At 40.1% G+C, this 24,950-nt stretch carries 21 protein-coding genes and 2 other annotated features; of the genes, 18 read left to right on the top strand and 3 right to left on the bottom strand.

Annotation, left to right across the window (positions count from 1 at the left end; genetic code table 11):
• The first annotated feature begins 89 nt into the window (after nt 1–89).
• Together pnp and IGI46_RS05520 are read left to right on the top strand one after the other, a co-directional pair.
• Nucleotides 90–2,213 carry a polyribonucleotide nucleotidyltransferase gene (gene pnp, locus IGI46_RS05515; protein WP_429962406.1) on the top strand — a complete coding sequence of 708 codons (2,124 nt, stop codon included), beginning with the start codon at nt 90–92 and terminating at the stop codon, nt 2,211–2,213.
• Between the two features lie 748 nt (nt 2,214–2,961).
• On the top strand, nt 2,962–4,953 hold the full coding sequence (locus IGI46_RS05520; RefSeq protein WP_429962407.1) for a KUP/HAK/KT family potassium transporter: 1,992 nt from the start codon (nt 2,962–2,964) through the stop codon (nt 4,951–4,953).
• 52 nt (nt 4,954–5,005) lie between these two features.
• Here IGI46_RS05520 and IGI46_RS05525 read toward each other — a convergent pair whose 3' ends face one another.
• Nucleotides 5,006–5,896 carry an AraC family transcriptional regulator gene (locus tag IGI46_RS05525; protein ID WP_429973104.1) on the bottom strand — a complete coding sequence of 297 codons (891 nt, stop codon included), beginning with the start codon at nt 5,894–5,896 and terminating at the stop codon, nt 5,006–5,008.
• Nucleotides 5,897–6,139: 243 nt separating this feature from the next.
• On the opposite strand from IGI46_RS05525, the gene IGI46_RS05530 reads away from it, so the two are divergent.
• The 11 genes from IGI46_RS05530 (at nt 6,140) to IGI46_RS05580 (ending at nt 17,280) form a co-directional block, all read left to right on the top strand.
• The gene (locus IGI46_RS05530; RefSeq protein ID WP_429973105.1) at nt 6,140–7,291 is read left to right on the top strand and encodes a M20 aminoacylase family protein; all 1,152 of its coding nucleotides are present in this window, start codon (nt 6,140–6,142) and stop codon (nt 7,289–7,291) included.
• 23 nt (nt 7,292–7,314) lie between these two features.
• The gene (locus IGI46_RS05535) at nt 7,315–8,250 is read left to right on the top strand and encodes a DMT family transporter (RefSeq protein ID WP_429973106.1); all 936 of its coding nucleotides are present in this window, start codon (nt 7,315–7,317) and stop codon (nt 8,248–8,250) included.
• A 111-nt stretch (nt 8,251–8,361) separates the two neighbouring features.
• Complete coding sequence (locus IGI46_RS05540; RefSeq protein WP_429973107.1) at nt 8,362–8,742, top strand: RidA family protein; 381 nt, start codon at nt 8,362–8,364, stop codon at nt 8,740–8,742.
• A 22-nt stretch (nt 8,743–8,764) separates the two neighbouring features.
• Nucleotides 8,765–9,973 (top strand): diaminopropionate ammonia-lyase, encoded by a 1,209-nt coding sequence (dpaL, locus tag IGI46_RS05545; protein WP_429973108.1) that lies wholly within the window; start codon nt 8,765–8,767, stop codon nt 9,971–9,973.
• A 271-nt stretch (nt 9,974–10,244) separates the two neighbouring features.
• Nucleotides 10,245–12,281, top strand: coding sequence for a BglG family transcription antiterminator (locus IGI46_RS05550; RefSeq protein ID WP_429973109.1), 2,037 nt, complete (start codon nt 10,245–10,247; stop codon nt 12,279–12,281).
• Nucleotides 12,275–12,547, top strand: a complete 273-nt coding sequence (locus tag IGI46_RS05555; RefSeq protein WP_429962409.1) for a PTS sugar transporter subunit IIB — start codon at nt 12,275–12,277, stop codon at nt 12,545–12,547. The genes IGI46_RS05550 and IGI46_RS05555 overlap by 7 nt, the downstream gene beginning before the upstream one ends.
• Nucleotides 12,548–12,559: 12 nt before the next feature.
• A complete protein-coding gene (locus IGI46_RS05560) occupies nt 12,560–13,840 on the top strand; it encodes a PTS ascorbate transporter subunit IIC (protein WP_207702437.1) in 1,281 nt (426 codons plus the stop codon).
• A complete protein-coding gene (locus tag IGI46_RS05565) occupies nt 13,840–14,544 on the top strand; it encodes a tryptophan synthase subunit alpha (RefSeq protein WP_429962410.1) in 705 nt (234 codons plus the stop codon). The genes IGI46_RS05560 and IGI46_RS05565 overlap by 1 nt, the downstream gene beginning before the upstream one ends.
• A 111-nt stretch (nt 14,545–14,655) precedes the next feature.
• Nucleotides 14,656–14,884, top strand: a binding site (T-box leader).
• Between the two features lie 35 nt (nt 14,885–14,919).
• Nucleotides 14,920–15,150: a binding site (T-box leader), on the top strand.
• A gap of 115 nt (nt 15,151–15,265) precedes the next feature.
• Nucleotides 15,266–15,718 (top strand): PTS sugar transporter subunit IIA, encoded by a 453-nt coding sequence (locus tag IGI46_RS05570; protein WP_429962411.1) that lies wholly within the window; start codon nt 15,266–15,268, stop codon nt 15,716–15,718.
• Nucleotides 15,715–15,987 carry a PTS sugar transporter subunit IIB gene (locus tag IGI46_RS05575; protein ID WP_429962412.1) on the top strand — a complete coding sequence of 91 codons (273 nt, stop codon included), beginning with the start codon at nt 15,715–15,717 and terminating at the stop codon, nt 15,985–15,987. The genes IGI46_RS05570 and IGI46_RS05575 overlap by 4 nt, the downstream gene beginning before the upstream one ends.
• Nucleotides 15,988–15,999: 12 nt before the next feature.
• On the top strand, nt 16,000–17,280 hold the full coding sequence (locus IGI46_RS05580) for a PTS ascorbate transporter subunit IIC (protein ID WP_429962413.1): 1,281 nt from the start codon (nt 16,000–16,002) through the stop codon (nt 17,278–17,280).
• A gap of 78 nt (nt 17,281–17,358) precedes the next feature.
• On the opposite strand, the gene IGI46_RS05585 is transcribed toward IGI46_RS05580, so the two are convergent.
• Nucleotides 17,359–18,756 (bottom strand): MATE family efflux transporter, encoded by a 1,398-nt coding sequence (locus IGI46_RS05585; protein WP_429962414.1) that lies wholly within the window; start codon nt 18,754–18,756, stop codon nt 17,359–17,361.
• Nucleotides 18,757–19,002: 246 nt separating this feature from the next.
• Nucleotides 19,003–19,326 carry a DUF960 domain-containing protein gene (locus IGI46_RS05590; protein ID WP_010756414.1) on the bottom strand — a complete coding sequence of 108 codons (324 nt, stop codon included), beginning with the start codon at nt 19,324–19,326 and terminating at the stop codon, nt 19,003–19,005.
• Between the two features lie 192 nt (nt 19,327–19,518).
• Between IGI46_RS05590 and IGI46_RS05595 the strand changes: the two genes are divergently transcribed.
• The 5 genes from IGI46_RS05595 to IGI46_RS05615 all read left to right on the top strand — a co-directional run bounded on the left by IGI46_RS05595 (nt 19,519) and on the right by IGI46_RS05615 (nt 24,941).
• Nucleotides 19,519–22,290, top strand: a complete 2,772-nt coding sequence (locus tag IGI46_RS05595) for a sigma 54-interacting transcriptional regulator (RefSeq protein ID WP_429973110.1) — start codon at nt 19,519–19,521, stop codon at nt 22,288–22,290.
• A gap of 132 nt (nt 22,291–22,422) precedes the next feature.
• The gene (locus IGI46_RS05600) at nt 22,423–22,842 is read left to right on the top strand and encodes a PTS sugar transporter subunit IIA (protein WP_429973111.1); all 420 of its coding nucleotides are present in this window, start codon (nt 22,423–22,425) and stop codon (nt 22,840–22,842) included.
• A 21-nt stretch (nt 22,843–22,863) separates the two neighbouring features.
• A complete protein-coding gene (locus IGI46_RS05605) occupies nt 22,864–23,334 on the top strand; it encodes a PTS sugar transporter subunit IIB (RefSeq protein WP_429973112.1) in 471 nt (156 codons plus the stop codon).
• Nucleotides 23,335–23,350: 16 nt separating this feature from the next.
• Nucleotides 23,351–24,136, top strand: coding sequence for a PTS mannose/fructose/sorbose/N-acetylgalactosamine transporter subunit IIC (locus IGI46_RS05610; RefSeq protein WP_429973113.1), 786 nt, complete (start codon nt 23,351–23,353; stop codon nt 24,134–24,136).
• Nucleotides 24,120–24,941 carry a PTS system mannose/fructose/sorbose family transporter subunit IID gene (locus IGI46_RS05615; RefSeq protein WP_429973946.1) on the top strand — a complete coding sequence of 274 codons (822 nt, stop codon included), beginning with the start codon at nt 24,120–24,122 and terminating at the stop codon, nt 24,939–24,941. The genes IGI46_RS05610 and IGI46_RS05615 overlap by 17 nt, the downstream gene beginning before the upstream one ends.
• The last annotated feature ends 9 nt before the right edge of the window (nt 24,942–24,950 follow it).

A 24,950-nucleotide genomic window follows, 5' to 3' on the forward strand; every position in this document is an offset into this window, starting at 1 on the left:
CTCTACTAACCAAATGCAAGAAGCGAAGCTGTTCGCTGTTTCCATTTGTTTAGTAGCGTCGCACCTGTCAGAGGGAAAAAGGAGAAATTATGTCAGAAAAACAAGTATTCAAAACCACTTGGGGCGGCCGTCCCTTGCAAGTCGAAGTTGGTCAATTAGCGAAGCAAGCCAATGGTGCAGTCTTGGTTCGTTATGGTGATACGGTTGTATTAAGTGCAGCAGTCGCTTCAAAGGAAGCACGAGATACTGACTTTTTCCCGTTGACTATCAACTACGAAGAAAAAATGTATGCAGTAGGTAAAATCCCTGGAGGATTCATCAAACGTGAAGGTCGTCCAAGTACGGATGCAACATTGACTGCACGATTGATTGACCGTCCAATTCGTCCGATGTTTGCGGATGGTTTCCGTAACGAAGTACAAGTAACTAACGTTGTGATGAGTGTGGAACAAGATTGCTCACCTTCAATGGCCGCAATGTTTGGTTCATCATTGGCTTTGGCTATTTCAGATATTCCATTTGACGGGCCAATTGCTGGTGTTGATGTAGGTCGTGTAAATGGCGAATACGTATTGAACCCAACTGTTGAACAAAACGAAACTTCAGACATCAACTTAACAGTTGCTGGTACGAAGAAAGCTATCAACATGGTTGAATCTGGTGCTAAAGAAGTTTCTGAAGAAGATATGTTAGGTGCGTTGCTGTTTGGTTTTGAAGCAATCCAAGAAATGGTTGCCTTCCAAGAAGAAATCGTTGCAGCTGTGGGCAAACCTAAGATGGAAGTTAAATTGTTGCAAGTAGATGCTGATTTGAAGAAAGAAATCTTTGCTAGTTACTACGAAACAATGAAAACTGCTGTTATGACAGAAGAAAAATTAGCTCGTGAAGACGAAATTGATAAAGTGAAAGATACCGTTAAAGAAGTTTACGCAGAGAAATTTGCGGATCATGAAGATGCAGATCAATTAACTAAAGAAGTGAAACAAATCGCAGAAGATCTTGAAAAAGATGTCGTACGTGAATTGATCACCATTGACAAAATTCGTCCTGATGGCCGTAAATTGGATGAAATCCGTGCATTGGATTCTGAAGTTAGCGTATTACCACGCGTTCACGGTTCAGGTTTATTCACTCGCGGACAAACTCAAGCTTTGTCAGTATGTACATTAGCACCATTAGGGGAACATCAAATTATTGATGGCTTAGGAATTGAAGATTCTAAACGATTCATCCATCATTATAACTTCCCTCAATTCTCAGTAGGTTCGACAGGCCGCGCCTTTGGTCCAGGTCGTCGTGAAATTGGACATGGAGCTTTGGGTGAACGTGCGTTGTCTCAAATTATTCCTAGTGAAGAAGATTTCCCTTACACTATTCGTTTGGTAGCGGAAGTATTAGAATCGAACGGTTCATCTTCACAAGCAAGTATCTGTGCTGGAACGTTAGCATTAATGGATGCAGGTGTGCCGATCAAAGCTCCTGTAGCTGGTATTGCAATGGGATTGGTTTCTGATGGTGAAAACTATACTATCTTAACTGATATCCAAGGACTAGAAGATCATTTAGGCGACATGGACTTTAAAGTTGCTGGAACAAAAGAAGGTATTACTGCTTTACAAATGGATATCAAGATCCAAGGAATCACTGAACAAATCCTAAAAGAAGCTTTAGACCAAGCGAAAAAAGCGCGTATGGAAATCCTTGAAAACTTAACTAGCACTCTGGCTGCGCCACGTGAAGAGCTAAGTGAGTATGCTCCTAAGATTGAAATGATCAAAATTGATCCAGATAAAATCAAAACAGTTATTGGTAAAGGTGGAGACACGATCAATAGCATCATTGATGAAACTGGCGTGAAGATCGATATCGACCAAGAAGGTCAAGTAAGTATCGCTTCTTCTGATGCTGAAATGATCCAAAAAGCAATCAAGATCATTGAAGAATTAACCAAAGAAGTCAAAGTCGGCGAAGTTTATTTAGGTAAAGTTGTCCGTATTGAAAAATTTGGTGCTTTCGTCAACCTGATCAAAGGCAAGGACGCATTGGTACACATTTCTCAACTTGCGAACGAACGTGTGAAACAAGTAGAGGATGTCGTTAAAATGGGTGATGAAGTCTTAGTAAAAGTTACTGAGATCGATCGTCAAGGCCGTGTGAATGCTTCTCGAAAGATATTGTTAAAAGATGATGAGAATAAAAAAGAAGAAAAATAATTTTTTCAAATTCATTCATAATTCCTTTGACAAATGACCAAACTACGTCCATAATACGAATATGTTTTAGGGGAGTAGCGACATAGAGTCTCTATGCTTTTAGATCAACATCTAGTGCTCAGCACTGGTCTAAGAGATAATTTGCCAGACCTAAACGACAGGAAAACTGTTGTTTAGGTCTTTTTTTGCCACTCCTGCTTTTCGTAGTTCGTTTAAAAGTACCAGTTAAACTTGAAAGTATAACTAATCATGGTACTGAGAAGTTTAGCAGGATGGTATGCGTACGAAAATAAAACTCATTTTTTCGATCTTTAAAAAATGAATTCCTTAAAAGAGTTAGATGCTAGTCCAACTTTTCGTAGTTTATTAGAGAAGTAAGCTAGATAAAGATTAAAAGCCTAGTGCTGAGTTAGTGCGGCTTAGTTGGATAGCATGCGTACGAAAATGAACCTCTTACAAGGAGTCAACTGTCAGTTTCGCCTTTAAGAGTAGATGAGAAGAGAGTACTTCAACTGCCAAACTAGTTCTGCAAAGCTTATTTAGTAGGTATTTGCTAAATCTAAAGGTATAGTAAATTATGAGACCTATAAGGCTAACAGGGATAGGTTTGCGAAATAAAGGCGCATTCTAAATTTATCAGCCCGAATCCCTTACGTATTATATAAAAAACAAACAGCCCTTGATTCCCTGATTATTAGGAGGAATTGAGTTCCTATATACGAGTGATTTGCAAGAGGAGAGTGTAAGAATGGAAAAGAAAAGTCATGTCAAAAAATTATCAGTCGCGGGATTATTAGTGGCGATGGGCGTGGTGTACGGGGACATTGGAACAAGTCCGCTGTACGTAATGAAGGCTATCTTGATGGAAAACGGTGGCCTTTCATCGGTAACTAACGATTTTGTTATCGGTGTTGTTTCACTGGTCTTTTGGACAGTAATGCTGTTAACCACAGTAAAATATGTGATTATCGCATTGAACGCAGATAACCATGGTGAGGGCGGGATATTTTCGCTATATACCTTGGTGCGTAAGGGCGGGAAATATTTAATCATTCCTGCGATGATTGGTGGAGCGGCTTTACTAGCTGATGGCGTTCTAACACCAGCAGTAACTGTTACTACAGCTATTGAAGGGCTACGAGGAATTCCTAATTTCTATGATCGATTCGGCAATAATCAAAATATCATTGTTATTATTACGCTGGTCATTTTACTATTTCTCTTTTTAATTCAGCGTTTTGGGACGGACTTTGTAGGAAAAGCTTTTGGACCAATTATGCTGCTGTGGTTTACTTTCTTAGGTGTCATGGGGCTAATCAATATCCCTTATGACTTTTCAGTGATTCGTGCTTTAAATCCTTATTATGCCATTCACTTATTATTTAGTCCTGAAAATAAAATGGGTGTCTTTATCTTAGGAAGTATATTTCTGGCAACAACGGGGGCGGAGGCGTTGTATTCGGATATGGGACACGTGGGTAAAAAGAATATCCGTTTTAGCTGGCCGTATATTTTCGCTTGCTTAATGTTGAATTATGCTGGGCAAGCTGCATGGATTATGCATGCTAAAGGAAATCCAGTTTATGAAAATCTAGAAAATTTGAATCCCTTCTTCCAAATCTTACCAGATGGCTGGATTGTATTTGGTGTTGTATTTGCAACAGTTGCCGCAGTTATTGCCTCTCAAGCATTGATCTCAGGTTCCTTTACTTTGGTTTCTGAAGCAATCAAGCTGAAGCTGTTGCCAAGAATGCGTATTTTTTATCCAGGAAGCTCGATTGGACAAATGTACATCCCCGCTGTGAACTTCATTTTATGGGCAGCATGTTCGTTGATTGTACTGACCTTTAGAACATCTAGCCATATGGAGGCAGCATATGGTCTGTCTATTACTGTAACGATGCTGATGACGACATTCTTGTTGTATCATTACATGATTCAGAAGAATGTTTCACGCTTCTTAGCTTATTTGATGGTTCTGTTCTTCGGCTTCTTAGAAACTTTCTTTTTCATTTCCAGTGTGACGAAGTTTTTCCATGGAGGGTTCGTGGCAGTAGGTATGGCTTTAATCATTTTGGCTTTGATGTATATCTGGTATCGCAGCAATCAAATTCAAGAAAACACCAGCCAGGAAGTCAATTTCCAAGATTATATGGGGCAGTTGAAAGAGCTGCATGAGGATGATCGAATTCCTTACTATCAAACCAACGTGGTCTTTTTGGTACCGAAACTTGAGGAGGACCAAATTCCTCAACAATTTATTTATTCGATTTTAGACAAGCGGTTGAAACGGGCCAAGGCCTATTGGTTTGTGAATGTTGAAGTGACCGATGAACCGTATACGGAAGAATTTTCAGTTGATATGATGGGGACTGATTTTATTGTAAAAGTAAAATTGTATCTAGGTTTCCGCATGTCGCAGGATGTGAATGTGTACTTGCGCCAAATTATTCATGATTTAATGAAGCAAGGACGGCTGCCAAAACAGCCTCAACATTATTCTTTAACACCGGGCCGGCAAGTAGGTGATTTCCGTTTTGTATTGATTCAAGAAGAGTTGTCATCGACAACAGAAGTTGCAAAATGGGATCGTCAAATCATGCAAGCTCGTTTGGCTATTAAGCGCTATGCAGTATCTCCTGAACGGTGGTTTGGTTTAGAGTACAGTGAGGTTGTTTATGAGTCTGTTCCACTGATTGTTGGACAAACTCGCAAGACATGGCTGAAGGAAAGAAAATAAGGATTGACGCTGCCGCAGAGTAAAATCTGCGGCAGTTTTTTTGTAGTTAATATTATTGGTGGAATTTTTTTCGGAATTTCAATGGCGACATTTTATAGTGCAGTCTGAATTGTTCAATAAAATAGCTGAGTGTACCGAATCCGCATTGTTCGCTAATAGTGGAGATGGGTTTATCGGTGGTGATTACCATTTCCTGAGCGACCTGCAGCCGGTAGGCAGTGATATATTGAATGGGAGACATCTTCGTATACTTTTGAAACAGTTCGTTACAAAAGGTTTTGCTGATATGCGCGTGATCGGTCAAATCCTTTATCATGACCTTTTGGGTATAGTTTTGATGGATGTACAAGAGAAGGTTATTCAATGTATCAAATTCCTCTTTTTTCATGAAGTTATGCTGGCCATCGAATTTCAAAACGATTTCTTCAATGATTAAATTGATTAGATTAACCACTTGGAAGTAATTGGTTGATCCCGTTTCATTGACAGATTCAGCTGCTTGCGTGGGAATTTCACTCAAAATTGAACTAAAGTACTTAGAGAGAGTTCCGACCATAGGCAATCGGTAATAAACAAAACTAGGATTATTCAAAATTGGTTCAATGTAATCCTCAATAATTTTAGGATGCAAAAAGTCCAAGTTGAAATTAATACATAAAGTTTTAGCATTCCCTTCAATGGCAGAGGAGCTATGAAATTTCTTCTGGTTGATAAACAGGATATCCTTTTCGCTAATAACAATCGATTCTCCATCAATTAAGAATTCGATTTTCCCTTCATAAACCCAGCTGATTTGCAGCTCCTTATGCCAGTGAAGAGGCATAAAGTCATGACGTTCGTAATCATACTCGATTACGTAAGGGATGATAGAAAATCCGACTGACTGATACGTCAAATGTTCTTCGAGAGTTTCATCCATATTGATAGGTAAGGTTCTTGCCATCGTATGCACCTCTTTCAAATAGATTACGATAAAATGGGCTCGCTAGTTGTTTGAATTATAGCATAGTCCTGTATTCATAAGGAGGAGGAAAACCTAATTATTTCCAATTCGGTCAATTCCGATAAAATGCAGTTTAATCCTAATAGAAATAGCCTTCAAAAACCATTATATTGAAACCGTAAACAAAAACGCGTGACTGTTTCATCACAAATTAAAAAAGGTTCTAAGAGATGGAGGAAGGAAATGAGTAAAGAACTACTAGTACAACTGACTGAATGGCGACATTATCTTCATGAACATCCTGAGACAGCTTTTGAGGAAGTCAATACAGCAAAATTCGTGGCAGAAAAAATGGCGGAATTCGGCTATGAGGTTACGACGGGTATCGGGAAAACGGGTGTCGTTGCCAGCTTAACCAACGGCACTGGTAAGAAAACTATCGGTATTCGGGCTGACATGGATGCCTTAAATATTTTGGAGCAAACCGATTTGCCCTATGCCTCCAAAACTAAAGGAAAAATGCATGCTTGCGGACATGATGGTCATGTGACAACCGCTTTGGGTGCTGCCAAAATTTTAGCTGATACCAAGGAATTTAACGGGACTGTTCGTTTTATTTTCCAGCCGGCTGAGGAGCATGGAAAAGGTGCACTGTCCATGTTGGAGGACGGCCTGTTTGAAAGATTCCCAATTGACGAATTTTATGGGCTGCACAATATGCCTACTTTACCGGAAGGAGAAATTCATTCTAAGTCTGGTCCGATTATGGCGAGTGAGGATAATTTCAGAATTGAAATAAAAGGTGTTGGAGGACATGCCTCTGCTCCTCATCAGGGAAAAGATCCTTTAGTAGTGGCTGCAGAAATTATCTTGGCTTTGCAGACAGTAGTTGCAAGAAATGTCGACCCAATTGATACGGCGGTGGTCTCGTGTACGGAAATCCATACAGACGGTATCATCAATGCCATTCCTTCAAATGTGGTAATAACTGGCGATACTCGCAGTTACAAGCCTGAGGTCCAGCAGCTGCTGGAGCACCGCATGCGCTTGCTTTGCGAAAAAATTTGTGAAGCTAATGAGGTCTCCTGTGAGTTTAGTTATTCAAATTCCTTTGGCCCTACGATTAATTGGGAAGAATGTCATCAAGTGGCTATTCAAGCTGCGAAAAATGTTTTAGGAGAGCAACTGGTAAATGAGCAAGCCAGCCCAATGATGGCTTCAGAGGACTTTGGTCATTTTCTCAAACTTGTACCTGGGTGTTTTGTATTTTTAGGGGGAATGCGTGAAGGGGTGGAACCTTATCCTCTGCATCATGCGAAATTTGATTACAAGGAAGAAAACTTAGTAAAGGGAGCAGAATATTTTGCTGAGATTGTTCGTTTGCAGCTGAAATAGAAGCTTAGGGAGGTTTAGCAACTATGAAGGGAAGAACAAAAGGTATAGCACTTGCGGCAACAGGGGCTACGCTTTGGGGAATTAATGGTGCTTTTGCTGATGTGGTATTTTCTCAATTCAATGCGCCAGTTGAGTGGGTTGTGGGTACGCGGCTGTTTCTAGCAGGTATTCTGATACTCCTTTATGCCAAGTTCGTATTAAAAAAAGAGATCTTTGAGATTTTCAAGACGAAAAAAGATACCGCAGTATTATTCCTGTTTGGTTTACTGGGGATGATCGGCTGCCAATACTTATTCTTTTTATCAATTGGAGCAAACGGTGCCGGATTAGCAACGATTCTGCAATTTACCTCGCCGATTTTCATTTACTTCTATTTAGCTGTGAAAAAGGAAAAGGTTGTACATGCTAAAGAACTGTTCTATATATTCTTGACGTTTTTAGGTGTTTTTCTAATTGTTACCCGAGGAAACTTTGGCCAGCTGGAGGTTAGTCTAACTGGTTTGGTTATTGGGATTGGTTCGGCGATTGGCGTAGCCTTTTATACCTTGCAGCCGCGTCGTATTTTAAAAATATACGGCTCACCGATTGTCGTTGGCTGGGGTATGCTGATCGGTGGAGGTGCCTTCCAATTCGTACATCCTATTTGGAAACCGGGCTTTACGGTAAATCTTGAAGTCATTTTGTATATGGCTTTTATCATCGTCGTTGGTACGGCCATTGCATTTAGCTGTTATCTAGGAAGTGTAAATTACGTTGAAGCATCTTTATCTAATATCATGGCTGCTTTGGAGCCCTTAGTTGCGAACATTCTAACCCCATTGCTGCTAGGACAATCTTGGACAATTGTTCAGATGGCAGGAATAGCGGTTGTCTTAGTATCAGTCATCCTTTTTGCCAATTATGGTGAGAAGACCAAGAAACAAAACAACTTGGAGCTAACTAACGAACAGTTCAAATAGGAAAACTTGTCTTTAAATGATTGGAAAAAATAATACTGCCAATCAGGCAATCATTATGGGATTTGCGTGACTGAGGCAGACTATTTCAAAGAAAATTGGAGGAAATTTTAAATGATCAACAAAATTGATACGGCCAAGGCACCTGCTGCAATTGGCCCATATTCACAGGCTATTAAAGTTGGTAATACCTTATATTTATCTGGTCAGTTGCCTATTGACCCTGCTACTGGAGAGTTTCCAAGTGAGGATATTAAGGAGCAGACTGCTCGTTCTCTGGAAAATATAAAAGCTATTTTAGCAGAAGCTGGTACGGATCTTACTAAGGTAGTCAAGACCACGGTGCTGCTGAAAAACATTAGTGATTTTGCTGCGATGAATGAGGTTTATGGTGAATACTTTAACGGTACCTGTCCGGCTAGAGCTGCGTATCAGGTGGCTGCATTGCCTAAAGATGCCTTAGTAGAAATTGAAGCTATTGCAATGATTGATTAACTGACAGATTAGGAGAAAAGAGATGACGGAACCAATTAAAGCTGTTCATTATGAGCGGGCTAAGAACAGCGGAACAACCTCGGTGGAAGCCTTTGGTGCCAAGGAAACTAAAAAGATTTGGGATTTCCACCAAAGTTTTCCAGAATATACCGAAACACCCTTAGTTAATTTGAAGAATTTGGCTGAGGAATTAGGTGTTGAAGATATTTATGTTAAGGATGAAAGCTACCGGTTTGGTTTAAATGCCTTTAAGGTGCTGGGGGGCAGCTATTGTTTAGCTTCCGTGATTGCGGATAAGCTGGCAATGGATATTAGCGACCTTCCATATGAAAAAATCAGCAGTGAAGAGATGAAGCAACAGGTAGGAGATATCACATTTGTCACAGCTACCGACGGCAATCATGGGCGAGGAATCGCCTGGACAGCTGAGCGCCTAGGACAAAAAAGTGTAGTTTATATGCCAAGAAGCAGTGCCCAAGAACGCTTAGAAAATATTCAAAAATTAGGAGCCGATGCCAGCATTCTTGAGCTGAATTATGATGATGCGGTTCGCTTTGCCAGCAGCACCAGCGAGAAAAATGATTGGGTCTTAGTACAAGATACCGCTTGGGAGGGCTATGAGGATATCCCGTTGCGGATTATGCAAGGGTACACAACGATGGCCAATGAAATAATCCATCAGTTGCAGCAGGTGAAGCCGACCCACATCTTCCTGCAAGCAGGGGTTGGCGCGATGGCAGGTGCCATCACTGCCTTCTTTGCTGATTATTATCCCGGTGAACAACAGCCGATTATTGTAATTATAGAACCGGAAAAAGCTGATTGTCTCTTTAAAACAGCCAGTCAAGCTGATGGCAAGCTACAGAAAGTTGCTGGTGACATGGATACGATTATGGCCGGTTTAGCTTGTGGGGAACCTTGTACGATCGGTTGGGATATTTTAAAAGATTATGCGGATGATTTTATTTCTATGCCAGATAATGTAGCAGCCAAGGGGATGCGAGTGCTGGGCAATCCTTTAGGTGATGATCCTAAAGTTATATCTGGCGAGAGCGGAGCTGCAGGTTTAGGGTTAGTTGCTGAGGTTCTTGAGAAGACTGAATTAAACTGGCTTAAGGAACAACTACAGCTTTCTAACCACTCGAAAATTCTATGTATCTCAACTGAAGGAGACACGGATCAGGAGAGCTATCGCAACATTGTTTGGGATGGGAAATACCCAAGTGTTTAATTGCAGGATTGAATAAGGCGAAATGAAAGAGGTTGACGTGGGAAATTAACTTTCCCTGTCAGCCTTTTTGTGATGGATGATTGTGTTGAATCCTGATTAGTCTAATTTTACGGAGAGGATCAGTTAGTTAAAGCCCCGTTCATAGTGTGACCATACAGATAATAGAATATACTAACCTGCAACCAGAACAGTTTGTTTCAAGAAATTTGAAATGAACTGTTCTTTTTCATGTCATTTGCCATCCTTTATACTAAAGGCAGGAGGAAGACCTATGGATAATCGATTATCAAATTTATATAGCTTGCTAGCGAAGCAACAAGCAAGATTTCAAATTAGTGAGTTGGCCGCTCACTTTCACGTCAGCACTCGAACAATTTACAATGACATCGATAAGCTGAATGAGCTGTTGGAAACAGTCGGTGCGACAGAAATAGTCATCGAAAAGGGACGTATTCAATATAAGTGTGAAGCACCGATAGATATTGAAAAAATTCTGTTTAAGAACAATGATTTCATCAACAGCGATCAACGCATCAGAAAAATTCGTATGCTAGAGTCGGTCCTGCTGCTGCCGGACAATTTCAGCTCCGAAACATTGCTGCAGCGGACGTTGGTTTCTAGAAATACACTGCTTAATGATTTACGAGCTGTTCGTAAGGAACTGGGGAATAATGAAATTATTCTTGAGACTATTCCTTTTCGTGGCTACCGAGTGGTGGGAGAGGAAGCAAGGATCCGAAACTTCCTAGCAGCTACCTTAGAACAAGACCCATTGCTATTTGAAACTGAAAGCTTTCAAGCAGAAAGAAACAGCTTGATAGAAATTGATGAGCTGATTGAGAAAATTTGCAATGAGATCGGTATTCAGTTAAGTGATGAATCCTTCCAAAAAATGATTCTGCATTTTTGGGTAACCAAGAAACGTTTGCAAATAAATAAATCCCTTAAGCAGTGGCAAAAAAAAGAGATCTATAACAAAGAGGAACAAGTTCTATTTGCGAACAAACAGGCAATAGAGGATCGGTTCAAACAGCCAATAACAAAAGCAGAGCTGGTATATCTAGCGAATAAGTTATCAGAAGCCTCGATTACTAACTATCAGGAACTGCTAACCGATAAATGGCTAACATTTAATCTAATCGTTGAACAATTCATTACGGCAGTCGATCAAGATTTTCCCCAAATCGATTTTACGACTGACCAAAAGCTTTATAAAGGTTTGTTAAATCATCTGCGTCCTGCCTACAAACGAACCTTGGCTGGTGAATCTATTGAAAATCCCATGTATGAATACGTGTTGGAAAATTATCAAGAGCTGCACACCTCAATCCGCACCTATGTACCATTGTTGGAAACAAAATTAAAGGTGACGTTTACTGATCAGGAGATCAGTTTCTTTACTCTTTTCTTTGCAGCATCATTGGAGCGTAATAAGTTCTTTGTTCCTCACAAAACCAAAATTGTGATTATCTGCAATGCCGGAATCAGCACCTCAGAAATATTAAAGAGTAAAATTCAAAATACCTTTCATGTAGAGGTAGTAGGAACCTTTGGCGCACGGGAAGGAATCAAGTGGTTAACAGAAAACAAAGTAGATCTAGTAATTACCACAATCCCTTTGGAGCTGAAAAGTATCCCGGTCGTTCGAGTAAATCCTTATTTATCAGAAGAAGACAGAGAGAGTATTCATCGATTTGTTAAGCCGATCTTTCGCGAGGTAACGATTGACCAGTTACTTACAATTGTAGAAAATTACGCGTCGTTATCTTTTCAGGCGACCAAAAGCCTATCTGATGAATTAACTACTTATTTGAATTTACCCAAATCCCAAGAAAAGAAGGAGTATCAGCCTATGCTTAAAGAAATACTAACTCCCGACTTGATTGAGCTCAACTATGCAGCTGAAAATCGAGACGAAGCCGTGAGAAAAAGTGGAGAATTATTAGTGAATAGCGGGTTAGCAACTAGCAATTATGTAGATGGTATGATTGAAAATTTGGAAGTGAATGGAACGTATATAGTGATTGCACCAGGGATTGCGATGCCTCATGCTCGTCCTGAGGAAGGGGCATTGGATGTAGGCTTTAGCATTGTAACCTTAAAAGAATCGGTTGTTTTCGGCCATCCAAAAAATGATCCAGTGAAAATCGTGATTGGACTTTGTGCGATTGACCATCAAACCCATTTAAAAGCGTTGGCTGAATTGGTGGAAATTTTGTCCCATGAGGAAAATGTAGCAGGTTTTACAAGTGCCACTAATAAAATAGAAATTATGAACATCATTGAAGGGGGAAAAGAAACATGTTAAAAATCGTGACCGTTTGTGGGGCTGGGGTTGGCAGCAGTATGATGATGCGTCTGTTTACCCAGCAGATTTTAGATGATGAAAAGGTTGAAGCCACGGTTGATGCGGCAGATATTGGATCTGTTGATCCTAACAGCTATGATATTTTGATCACCACGTCTGATTTTGCAGATACCCTGCGGGATTCAACTGCAAAAATTATCCGCATTGATAATATGATGGATAAAGCGTATTTGAAAGAGCAATTATTAACAACCATCAAAGCTTAAGGGGGTAATACTATGTCGGTATTTCTATATATTGTAAACAATGTACTGAGTCAGGCAGTCTTTATTATTGGAATGGTCGTAGTTGTCGGAATGATTGCCCAAAAGAAATCATGGGATCAAATTTTACCTAGTGCCATTAAAACAATGATTGGATTTACGATGATTAATGTGGGTGGTCAAACGCTGGGTGGGGCCTTATTACCTTTGCAGCAAATGATTTCTAAAATTTTCGATATGCAAAGCTTTTCAGCAGATATTGGGGCTGCACAAGCGGAGAGCCTGGCAGATATTGGAACCGAAATGGCCTTGATCTTTGCTTTTGGTTTCTTGATTAATCTATTGTTGGCTCGCTTTACTCGTTTTAAATATGTTCATTTATCTGCCCATGTCTCTTTTTTCTTTGCAGGTTTGATTGCTGCTTTACTAAAGTTTGGAACAGCTTTGCCATTTACTGGTATTGTAGCGATTGGCTCTGTTTTGTTAGGCTTATACATGACCTTTTCTTGTGCGTACGTGGCAGTCTGTATCAAGGGAGTAAAAGGTGCGGAAGGCTTTACCCTCGCTCATTCAAGTTCTTCAGGTCTATTAGTAGCAACTTTATTAGCGAAAGCATTTGGCAACAAGGAACATGATTTGGAGCAGCTGGAGATTCCCAAGAAATTGAATTTTCTGCGGGAAATGACGATCGCCTTAACCTTAGTAATGACGGTGCTGTTCTTATTAATCAGTTTAATTGCAACACCAAGTTGGACGATGGAAAATATTACTGGCGGCCAAGATATCATTGTCTTCTCTTTATTACGTGGTGTTGAGTTTGGTATGTGGATTACGGTCATTATAACCGGGGTTCGGATGATGCTTTCGGAAATTATTCCTGCTTTCCATGGAATTGCCAATAAGATTATTCCGAATTCTAAGCCGGGCTTAGACATCCCTTTACTGTTTCCTAACTATCCAACATCAGTCATTGTCGGCTTTTTATGCAGCTTAGTTTCAGGCTTAGCAGGCATGTTGATCCTGGGTGCGTTGAATTATCCAGTAGTCGTTTTTCCAGCCTTGATTCCTACGTTCTTTACTGGCGCTGCAACTGCGATCTTTGGAAATGCACATGGCGGTCGCCGAGGAGCAATTATGGGTTCCTTAGCAAACGGATTTATTTTAATTTTCGGCCAAGCCTTTTTACTGCCCATGGTAGGAAGCTATGCGCCAATCATGCGGATTCTTAGTGAAACGGATTATACGGTGTATGGCCCAATTCTAGGTTGGTTCCTGCAATTGTTTGGAGGCGCATGATGAATAACTTAGTATTGTACGTGACGATTAATTACCCGACGCGGGAAAAGTTTTTTGAAATACTTGATGTCATTGAAGAGTCTAACGTGGGCTATGTGGAGATCGGAATACCTGTAGCAAATCCTTATGTTGATGGTGGTGTAGTGCGAAAGACCCATGAGCAAGTGTATCCCACGTTAACGCAACAAGAAATTATTTCGGTACTAGAAGAAATCCGCCGACAGTATTCATTTCGGGTAATTTTGATGACTTATCATGAAGGGGTTGAACATTTTCAACTTTCTCAGATAGCCCGTACACTTTACGATGCGATCCTATGTGTGGATAAATGTCTGGATCAAAAGAACTATACAGGTCTTGTACACACTTTTACCCATAAGTTAGACCAAGAAATACTGGTGGAGCAATTAACTAGCAGTTCGGAATTTATTTATTTAGTATCTGGTGAAGGAAAAACTGGAGAATTTACCCAGTTGCCAAACGAATATATTCCTTTGCTCGCCTGTCTGAAACCAAAGACTAAGCTGCCGATATTTGTCGGATTTGGAGTGAAGGAATCGGAGGATATTATTAGTATACTAAATGAAGGGGCTGACGGAGCGATCATTGGATCGGAATTCATCAAACGATACGATGCGGATGGAATTTCAGGGATTAAGAAATACTTGCAGGCATTACAAGGTGCATTTGATAGAAGAAACTGACGACTACAGTCAGAAAAAGAAAAAATAAATGGCTTTGTGATTAAAAAAAGAAAAATTTTCTTTCATAAATCGATTGACTCTTTCAGCAAACAAGCGTATTATTTTAAAAAAATACATGTCATACAAAAGAGTAGTAACATGATTTTTCTTTCCAGGGAGCTGATGGGACTGTGAATCAGTAAGAGAAATAATGCGAATGGACTTTTGGACTGAAGCTTTGAATCTAAGTAGGAGCTTCCGGAAACTCCCGTTATTGAGAAAGGCTGTTGATAGACGGCTGATAAAGAGATGCTTGATAAAGCATACAATGAGGTGGCACCGCGGATTGATCGCCCTCAAGTTGGACAATGGTCTGACTTGAGGGCTTTTTTTGAATAAAAATCATAAACAAGAGAAGTAATTGGGATAATAAAAATGACAGAAAGCTTCTAGCGATGAGAATGAAGCATTTTTTACCTGATGAATGGACTTGTTGGAGCATCCTTGAATACTAGTAGGGGATGACGGGAACTCCCGTTATAGAGGAAGGTTATTGTTGGATAATCGATCAAGAGATGCTTCATGGAGCATATAGTGAGGTGGTACCGTGTGTAATGCGCCCTCAAGCTGGACAATCGTCTGGTTTGAGGGCTTTTTTATTGGGTTGAGATGAATCACGAGAAGTATTAACTAAAAGAATAGGTAAGCAATCAACAAACTTGGAAAAAGGAGAGAACGATTTATGCTTGAAGACATCTTAACTGAGACGTTAATTGACCTTAATTTCTCAGCAAACAATCGCGAAGAAGCTATGCGAAGAAGTGGCGAATTATTAGTTGAAAATGGCTTCGCAACCGCTAATTATATTGAAGGTATGTTGAAAAATGTAGAAGAAAATGGCACCTATATTGTGATTGCACCGGGAATTGCAATGCCTCATGCGCGACCGGAGGAGGGTGCTTTAGCAGCGGGAATCAGCCTAGTAACGTTAAGAAAGCCAGTTGTTTTTGGCCATCCTAAAAACGATCCGGTGAAGATCGTGATGGGACTTTGTGCAACTGATCAGCAGACTCATTTGGAAGCACTGGTGTCATTAGTAGATATTTTGTCACAGGAAGGAAAAATTGAACAGTTTTTAGCAGCTAAACAAGCGAAAGACATTTTGACTATTATTAAAGGGGGAAATAAAAAATGATTAAGGTTGTAACGGTTTGTGGAGCTGGGGTAGGCAGCAGTATGATGATGCGATTGTTTGCTCAACAGATTTTAGATGCGGAAGGAATTGAGGCAGAGGTTGATGCCTCAGATATAGGATCGGTGGATCCTAATAATTATGATATCTTAATCACCACGTCTGATTTTGCAGAAACCTTGCGAGAAACAAGTGCTAAAATTATACGTATTGATAATATGATGGACAAAGCGTATTTAAAAAATCAATTGCTAAAAACGATTAATGGATAAGGGGGTTCGAAGATGGCTGTATTTTTATATATCGTGAATAACGTACTGAGCCAAGCTGTATTCATTATCGGAATGGTTGTTATTATAGGTATGTTTGCTCAAAAGAAGTCTTGGAATCAAATTTTACCTAGTACAATCAAGACAATGATTGGGTTCACGATGATTAATGTTGGAGGACAGACTTTAGGTACGGCCTTGCTGCCTCTTCAGCAGATCATTTCCAAAATTTTTAATATGCAGGCTTTCTCAGCGGATATTGGTGCTGCTCAAGCAGAAAGTTTAGCGGATATTGGAACAGAGATGGCTCTTATTTTTGCTTTTGGTTTTCTGATTAACTTGCTGCTGGCTAGATTCACCCGCTTTAAGTATGTTCATTTGTCTGCGCACGTTTCCTTTTTCTTTGCTGGGTTAATTGCAGCTTTATTGAAATTTAATACATCATTGCCGTTTATAGGAATTATTGTGATTGGTTCGATTTTATTAGGTTTATACATGACCGGTTCGTGTGCTTATGTAGCTGTTTGCATGAAGGGTGTAAAGGGTGGTGAGGGATTTACTTTGGCCCATTCGAGTTCTTCGGGATTATTAGCAGCAACATTTTTGGCAAAAACTTTTGGAAACAAAAATCAGGACCTTGAAGAGTTGAAAATTCCCAAAGAATTCAATTTCTTACGAGAAATGACGATTGCCTTAACCTTAGTGATGACCGTGCTGTTTTTAATGGTGTGTTTGTTTGCAACACCAAGCTGGACGATGGAAAATGTTACCGGAGGGCAAGACATTATTGTCTTTTCTATGTTGCGGGGAATTGAGTTTGGAATGTGGATTACTGTCATTATTACGGGTGTACGGATGATGCTGTCAGAGATTATCCCGGCTTTTCATGGGATAGCAAATAAAATTATTCCTAATTCAAAACCAGGGCTAGATATACCACTGCTCTTCCCTAATTATCCTACATCAGTGATTGTTGGTTTTTTGTGCAGTTTGATTGCGGGATTGGTGGGTATGCTGCTGTTAGGCGCAATGAATTATCCTATTGTAGTTTTTCCTGCTTTAATTCCAACTTTTTTCACAGGAGCGGCAACAGCAATCTTTGGCAATGCTCATGGTGGACGCAGGGGTGCGATTATTGGTTCAGTGGCAAATGGCTTCATCCTGATTTTTGGACAGGCATTATTATTACCAATGGTGGGCAGCTATGCACCAATTATGCGTATTTTAAGCGAAACTGATTATGCAGTTTACGGACCCATTCTGGGATGGATATTGCAGTTGTTTGGTGGCGCCTGAGGAATGACTTGCTACAAAGAAATAAATCGCAAAAAAGCCTAAAGATCAACTTTTAAAGCTAATCTTTAGGCCTTCAAATTAATTGGTTGTGGGAAGTGGCTTGCGCTCTTCTTCTGGTAAACCAAGTTCTTCAACTTGTTGCTGACGTTCCAATTCTTTCAGTTTGCGAATGGCTTTGATCGTTGATGGCAATAGGACAGATACGGAACCAATCCAGGCCAGTGGTGAAGCAAAGGCTGCACCAGGGTAACCATATAAACCAGTCAAAATTATCGCGGCGAAGGAACGCATTAGCAACTCCATAATCCCAGCGAAGGTTGGGATTTTTGCTTGGCCAAGGCCTTGCAAAGTGTAGCGTAGAATAAACAATACAGATAAAATTACGTACAAGGCTCCACTAATATTGAAGTAGACCTGAGCCAATTGGAAGACTTGAGTTTCCCCTTTGTCAACAAACAGAGCAATCAAGTAGTGACCAAAAAAGATAACTGAGAAACCAGCTAACAAGCTGAACAGGACGTTCATAATCAAACTTTGCTTGATTCCAGTTAAAATGCGACTATACTTTCTAGCACCAAAGTTTTGGGCGGTAAAGGTAGCCATGGTAATACCAAAGGACATCATTGGCAAAATAGCGAATTGCTCAATTCGTCCTGCAGCGGCTTGGGCAGCTACTACATCGGTTCCTAAGCTGTTCAATGCTGATTGTAAAACAACAGCACCAATCGCAATAATAGAAGATTGGAAACCCATGGGTAAAGCAGCATTTAAGTGAGTACGAATCTCTTGTTTATCGAATGAAAAATGTTTCCAGCCAATTTGTAGTAATGGGATACGTTTGCGAATATAGATTAGACATAATAGACTGGCAATTACTTGGGCAATTACGGTTGCATAACCAGCACCAGCAATCCCAGAGTTAAATTTAGTGATAAAAACGATATCCAGAACAATATTCACAAGGACAGCCAGGGCTAAAAAGATTAACGGTGTTCGACTATCGCCAAGTGCACGAATCATATTGGACAACAAATTGAACATCATCGCCGCAAAAATACCTGCTAAAATGATTGAAATAAATGTCTGAGCTTGATCTAAAATCTCAGGCGGTGTTTGCATCACTAATAGTAACGGACGTAAAAACAGCAGGCTCAGGGCAGTAAGAACAACAGTGACAACAGTACTGATCAAAACAGAAGTTGCAAAACTCTTACGAACGCCTAAGGTATCCTTGGCACCAAAGCGCTGAGAGGTAATAATGGAGAGACCTGACGTTAAACCTTGGGCGAATCCAATAATTAGAAAGCTAACACTTCCAGTAGCTCCAACCGCAGCTAGTGCGTCTTTGCCAAGTGTTTGGCCTACGATGATCATATCTATCATATTATAAAATTGTTGCAAAACATTACCAGCTAACAATGGGATTGTGAAAAACAAAATTAATTTTGCGGGATTTCCTCGTGTAAGTTCTTTCATCGTTTTCATTCCTTTCATGAAAATTGCTCACTAGATATTACCACAGAACGCACACAATGCAAGAGGAAATTTGCAAATAAAAAGTATTTACAAAAAAAGCGTACCAGAAACGGTCAAAACCGCTACTGGTACGCCTTTTTGATAGGTAAAGAAATGGTAAAACTAACGAAAATTCTTAACTTTTAGTATTCCGTTTAGTTGCTGTTTGGTTTTACAAAATCATTTGCAAAGCGTTTATTGTTTGTTTTAACGTTGTCTAATTTCGTTAGGTAATAAGATCGTTTGGCGATTGCCGTCATCATAAGCATAAACTTCTGCTGGGAATTCGGAAGAATAGACAAAAGGAAGGTCAATATCCATCTCTACCTCACTGCCTTCTTGTGAGAAGTGCATTGTGACATGTCCTTGCTTGTTTACAAGATCAAATGTCAGCATATTGTCTAACGGAATCAAGCCCTTCAAATCCAAATCGATGATAAACCAAATGCTGTCTATCAATTCACCAGGCAAGCTGGAGACTACACCGACAGAGGCATAACGACTTCTATTTGCATCAAATGTTTCAAACATGTTTTGTCCTCCTTTGTGGAACAGGTCTATAGCTAATTATAGCGCAATTTACTGAACCTTGCCTTTGTAGTGCCTTATTGTAAAACTTTTTGTAAGAAAAGACAATTATTTGCTACTAGGAAAAAGGAATTTGTTTTTGAGCGAGTCTTTGCTACAATCATAAGGAATCGACCATTTAAAGAGGTGAGAACCATGAAAGCAAAACTACTAAACTATTTAGAAAATCAAACAGCCTTTATTGATTTGAAAGCGGTTAATGAAGTGTTTACTACGAAAAAGCTGGCTGAAATTTTTCAAGTAAAACGCAACACGATCAGCCATTATCTGAACCAGCTGAATGATGAAGGGTTATTGATTAAAGTGAATTCTCGACCAGTCTACTACTTTCATAAGGAGGCTTTTGAAAGACAATTTTTCTCATTAAGTCAGACCTATTATCGGTCGCTGGAGGAAATTATCAAAGAGCAGCCCTTGTTTGATCAGCAAAAGGATTTGTTTTCATTAGTAATAGGCCACGATAAAAGCTTAAGGCGCAGCGTGGATCAAATTAAAACGGCATTGGATTATCCCGGAAATGGTTTACCGGTTTTAATTACTGGTGAAAGTGGCACGGGGAAAAGCTTCATGGTCAAAATCATTTATCAATACTGCTTAGAAAAGGGTCTGATTGATGAAAATGCCCCCTTTGTGACGTTGAATTGTGCGCAATATGCCAATAACCCCGAATTGCTGACTAGCAATCTTTTTGGTCATGTGAAAGGAGCCTACACCGGTGCGGATCAAGACAAAGAAGGAGCTTTTGAGGCAGCTGATCAGGGAATTTTATTTTTAGATGAAGTCCATCGTTTGAACCCCGAAGGCCAGGAAAAGCTCTTTACCTTCCTAGATCAGGGAATTATTTACCGGATGGGAGATACCAATCATCCGCTGAAAATTAATACCCGCCTGTTTTTTGCGACAACTGAAGATTTGCAGAGCAGCTTTTTGACGACCTTTATTCGGCGAATCCCGATTCAAATTGAATTGCCTGCTCTAGCAGCACGCAATCGAACTGAACGGCTGGAATTAATTTATTCTTTCCTATTAGCCGAACAGCTAAAATTACATCTCCCAATGAAGGTCTCGGGGCAAGTCTTGCAGCTGCTAGCCAGCGGTACCTGGAACGGGAACATTGGAGAATTGAAAAATGTCGTCAAGGTGACGGTCGCTAAGGCTTTTTCGGAGCAAAAGGGGACAGCGGAGATTCAGATCACAATTTATCATCTACCGGATAGCAGCCTGAATACCTCCAATCTGACAACCCAATCAACGATTCAAGAGGAAATTTATCTCAACGATCAACTTTCCTTAGAGCAGCTGGTTGAAAAAGCTCATCCTAAGCAGCAGCGTGTCATGAAAACCTTTGAACGGCTATTAACCGAATTTCAGCAGCAGGAGTGTCAGTTGATAGCCTGCGAGAAGAAGTTCAAAAAGGAAGTAGAAGGATTATTTGATTTCTTGCTGTTTGAAACCGATCGCCAGCAAAAGCATGAGCTGTTGATTTATTTAACTCAATATGTGCGGGATACCTTCACTCAAATGGAAAGTGCCTACCAAATTCGCTTTAATGGAAATAGTGTGTATGCCATCAGCTACTACTTATTCCAGCGAGGAAGCAGCCATTGGTATCCGGAAGATCCTGATATTAATCGACTGATTAAGGAGTTGGAAAGGCAGGTAGAACAGCGTTATGCTGCTAGCTATCGTTATGTCACCCGTGTCTTAGAATTGTGTCGTCCGAAATTAGATTTGGACATTTCACCGATGGACAAGGTGCTTTTGACTATTTATTTAAGTAAAACTGATTGGAAGAAGCTAGCCGGAATTCCTAAGGCGGTTGTCGTGGCTCATGGGTATGCAACTGCTAGCAGCATTGCTAATGTTGCGAACCGTTTATTAGGTAAAGATATTTTCGAGTCCTTTGATATGCCATTGGATGTCACGCCACAGCAAATTGCTGAGGAAATTTTAAATTACAGTGAGTACCATGATGTTTCGAATGGCTTAGTGATTTTAGTTGATATGGGATCATTAAAGGAAATCTATCAATACTTTCCTAAGCAGATAACTACACCGATTGTCATTATGAACAATGTAACGACCCCTTTGGCGATTGTGATGGGCGAGCAGCTGCAGCAGCAGAAATCCTTGCAAGAAATTGTCCAGCAGACCGCTGAGGCAGTGCCATTGGATTGGGAAATCATTTATCCCGAGGAGAACAAGCTGCAGATGTTAATCACCACCTGCTTTACTGGAATTGGCACAGCTGAACACATTTGTCATCTGCTAGAAAAAAGTTTGCCGTCAACCTCTAATTTGAAGATTTTACCTTATGAATACCATCTATTGAAGGAAAAAAAAGAAGCTGAAACAATTTTTTCCATGTATGAAGTCTTGGGAGTTATTGGCACAGCTGATCCTGATATTCCAACAATTCCTTATTTATCTTTAGAGGAACTGATTTCTGGTGATGAAGAGCAGACATTAGTTTGCTGGTTGGACAAAACGTTAACGCCTGAAGAGAATGCCGTGTTCAACAGCAATATTATTCGTAACTTCTCCTTGGAAAAGGTGATTGACTCAGTGACTATTCTTGATACAGACAAAGTTATGGGAGAAATCGAGCTTTTTATGCGAGAACTAGAGAGTCTTACAAAGCTGACTATCAGTAATGCGAAGAAGCTGGCTTTATATGTTCATGTTAGCTGCTTAATTGAACGATTGATTCGCAATGTAGCGATTGACAGTTATCAGGGCTATGAAGAATTGTATCAGTGTCAAAAAGAAGTGCTCCAACAGATCAAAATGGCATTTAGTGTCATAGAAAAGGTTTATAGTGTCAAAATCCCTGACTCAGAGATTGCCTACATTTATGATATTGTCTTTAAAACGACTGATGCAACAGCTGAAATTGAAGATTTTTAAGAAAAGCAAGTCCCTTGCCACTAAAGTTGGCACAGGACTTGCTTTTTATATTCATAAAGAAAGGAATTTTCGCAGCTGCTCCAAAGCTGAGCGAGTTTGCGAAGTCTTTCTTAGGTAAGCGAGGTGAAGCGTATGGCAAGAAAAATTATTTTAGCCTCTCATGGAGCATTTTCGTCGGGAATTCTGAGTTCATTGCAGCTGATCTGTGGAGGAGATACATCTATTACAGCGTTAGATTGTTACATGGAGGAAACCTTTGATTTAACTAAAGAAGTACGGGAAATCATGAAAGCTCATGCAGCTGATGACTTGATTGTTGTTACAGATTTATTTGGCGGCAGTGTCAATAACGAATTCCTGCACTACATTCATTGCCCGAATTTCTATTTGGTGGCGGGCTTGAATTTACCCTTCTTAATTGGCTTGACCACCCGAATAAACAATGTTAATACTACATCGGTAATCATTCAAGAAGCGCTGGAGGAAGCTAAAGCAAGTATTCAATTTTGTAATGAAACCGTTAAAAAGGAATTAGCGGAGGAAGAATTTTAAACAAAACAGGAGGAAAAAAAGATGATTTTATTGACGAGAGTTGACCATCGTTTGCTTCATGGACAGGTTGCTTTTTCTTGGACCCAAACGATTGGTGCAGATTGCATTTTAATTGCTAACAATGATGTGCCAACAAATGAAATTCGCAAAACAACGATTAAATTGGCCAAACCACAAGGAGTCAAGCTAGTAATCAAGAATATTGAGGACTCAATTGCGGCCTTAAAAAGTGGCGTAACCGATAAGTACAAATTATTTATTGTAGTGGAATCCATTGCTGATGCGTATAAATTAGCAGAAGCGTACCCGGAAATTAAACGAATCAATCTAGGAGGGATTAAAGCGAAAGAAGGTTCTCGCAGTATTGGTAAATCTGTCAATGTGGTGCCGGAAGAGGAAGAATTGCTAAAGCAGCTGGGGGAAAAGGGAATTGAGATAGATATCCAACAGGTACCATCAGAGAAAAAAGTTAAGGTTACTGAAGTGCTATAAGAAATGGGGGAAAACGATGATAGGACAAGCTATCCTACTGGGGATTGTGGCTTTTATAGTACAGTCAGAATATGCGTTGGGAACATCACTACTTTCTAGACCAATTGTGACTGGTTTGTTTGTAGGTATTGTACTAGGTGATGTAAAGACGGGCGTCATTATGGGAGCAACGTTAGAGTTAGCATTTATTGGGTCATTTTCAGTGGGCGGCTCCATCCCGCCTGATGTAGTAACAGGTGGTGTATTGGGAACGGCATTTGCAATTACTGCAGGCGCAGGAACAGAAACGGCTTTACTGCTAGGTTTGCCGATTGCTACTTTAACCTTAATTTTGAAAAATGTCTATTTAGGATTATTGATTCCGATTATGAACCACAAGGCAGATGATTACGCGGAACAAGGAAACTACAAGGGTGTAGAACGGATGCATTTAATGGCTGGCTTTGGCTTGTCCCTGATGCTGGGATTAGTTGTTACTATTTCCTTTATGGTAGGGAGTAAAACAGTTGGTGGTTTGTTAAATAGTATTCCAGAATTCGTACAGCATGGACTAAGTGTGGCAACAGGCTTGATTCCAGCTTTAGGATTTGCGATGCTGGCACGATTGCTGTTAAACAAGAAGGTCGCTCCTTATTTCTTCTTGGGCTTTGCTTTAGCAGCTTATTTAGAAATTCCTGTGACTGGTCTAGCTATTTTCGGAGCGATTGTAGCTGTTGTTGTTGTGAATATTATGAATGTTCGGGCAGCTCAGTCTGTTCAAACCACTACCGGGGAGGTAATCGATGATGACGAAGACTTCTAATAACGAGTTGAAAATTACAAAGAAGGATTTGAATAAGGTGTTCTGGCGTTCCTTCCAAATGGAATTCTCATGGAATTACGAACGGCAGATGAATATGGCCTATGCTTATGCCATGATTCCAATTTTGAAAAAATTGTATACCACTAAAGAAGCAATGGCCAGCAGTCTGAAACGACATTTGGAATTTTTTAACACAACTCCTCATGTCGTTACCTTGATCTTAGGAATCAATGCAGCGATGGAGGAAGAAAATGCTAACGACCCTAGCTTTGATGTAACGGCCATCGACAGTATTAAGACTTCGTTAATGGGGCCTTTAGCAGGGATTGGCGATTCACTGTTCTGGGGAACATTACGGTTAATTGCAACAGGCGTAGGAACGTCATTAGCGCTTCAGGGAAACATTTTAGGACCGATTTTATTTTTGGTAATCTTTAATGTTCCACATCTTTTGTTCCGCTACTTTGCGACTGGCTGGGGCTATAAATTAGGCACAGGCTTTTTAAAGAAAATTCAGGAAAATGGCATGATGGAAAGCTTGACTTTCGGCGCAGCGATTATTGGATTGATGGTAGTTGGCGGGATGACTGCCACGATGATTGAGGTAAATATCCCCCTACAAATTGGTTCCGGCAACAATGCGGTGACGGTTCAAAGCTTGTTTGATGATATCGTTCCTAAGATTTTGTCCTTGGGGGCATTTGGCGGTGTATTTTATCTGTTGAAGAAAGATCTGAATCCATTAATCATTTTAATCAGTATTGCAGTTGTTGGTATTTTAGGTTCGTTAATAGGAATCTTTTAGGAGGGAAAA

The organism is Enterococcus sp. AZ163, from assembly GCF_050498925.1.
Lineage (GTDB): Bacteria > Bacillota > Bacilli > Lactobacillales > Enterococcaceae > Enterococcus_A > Enterococcus_A ferrettii.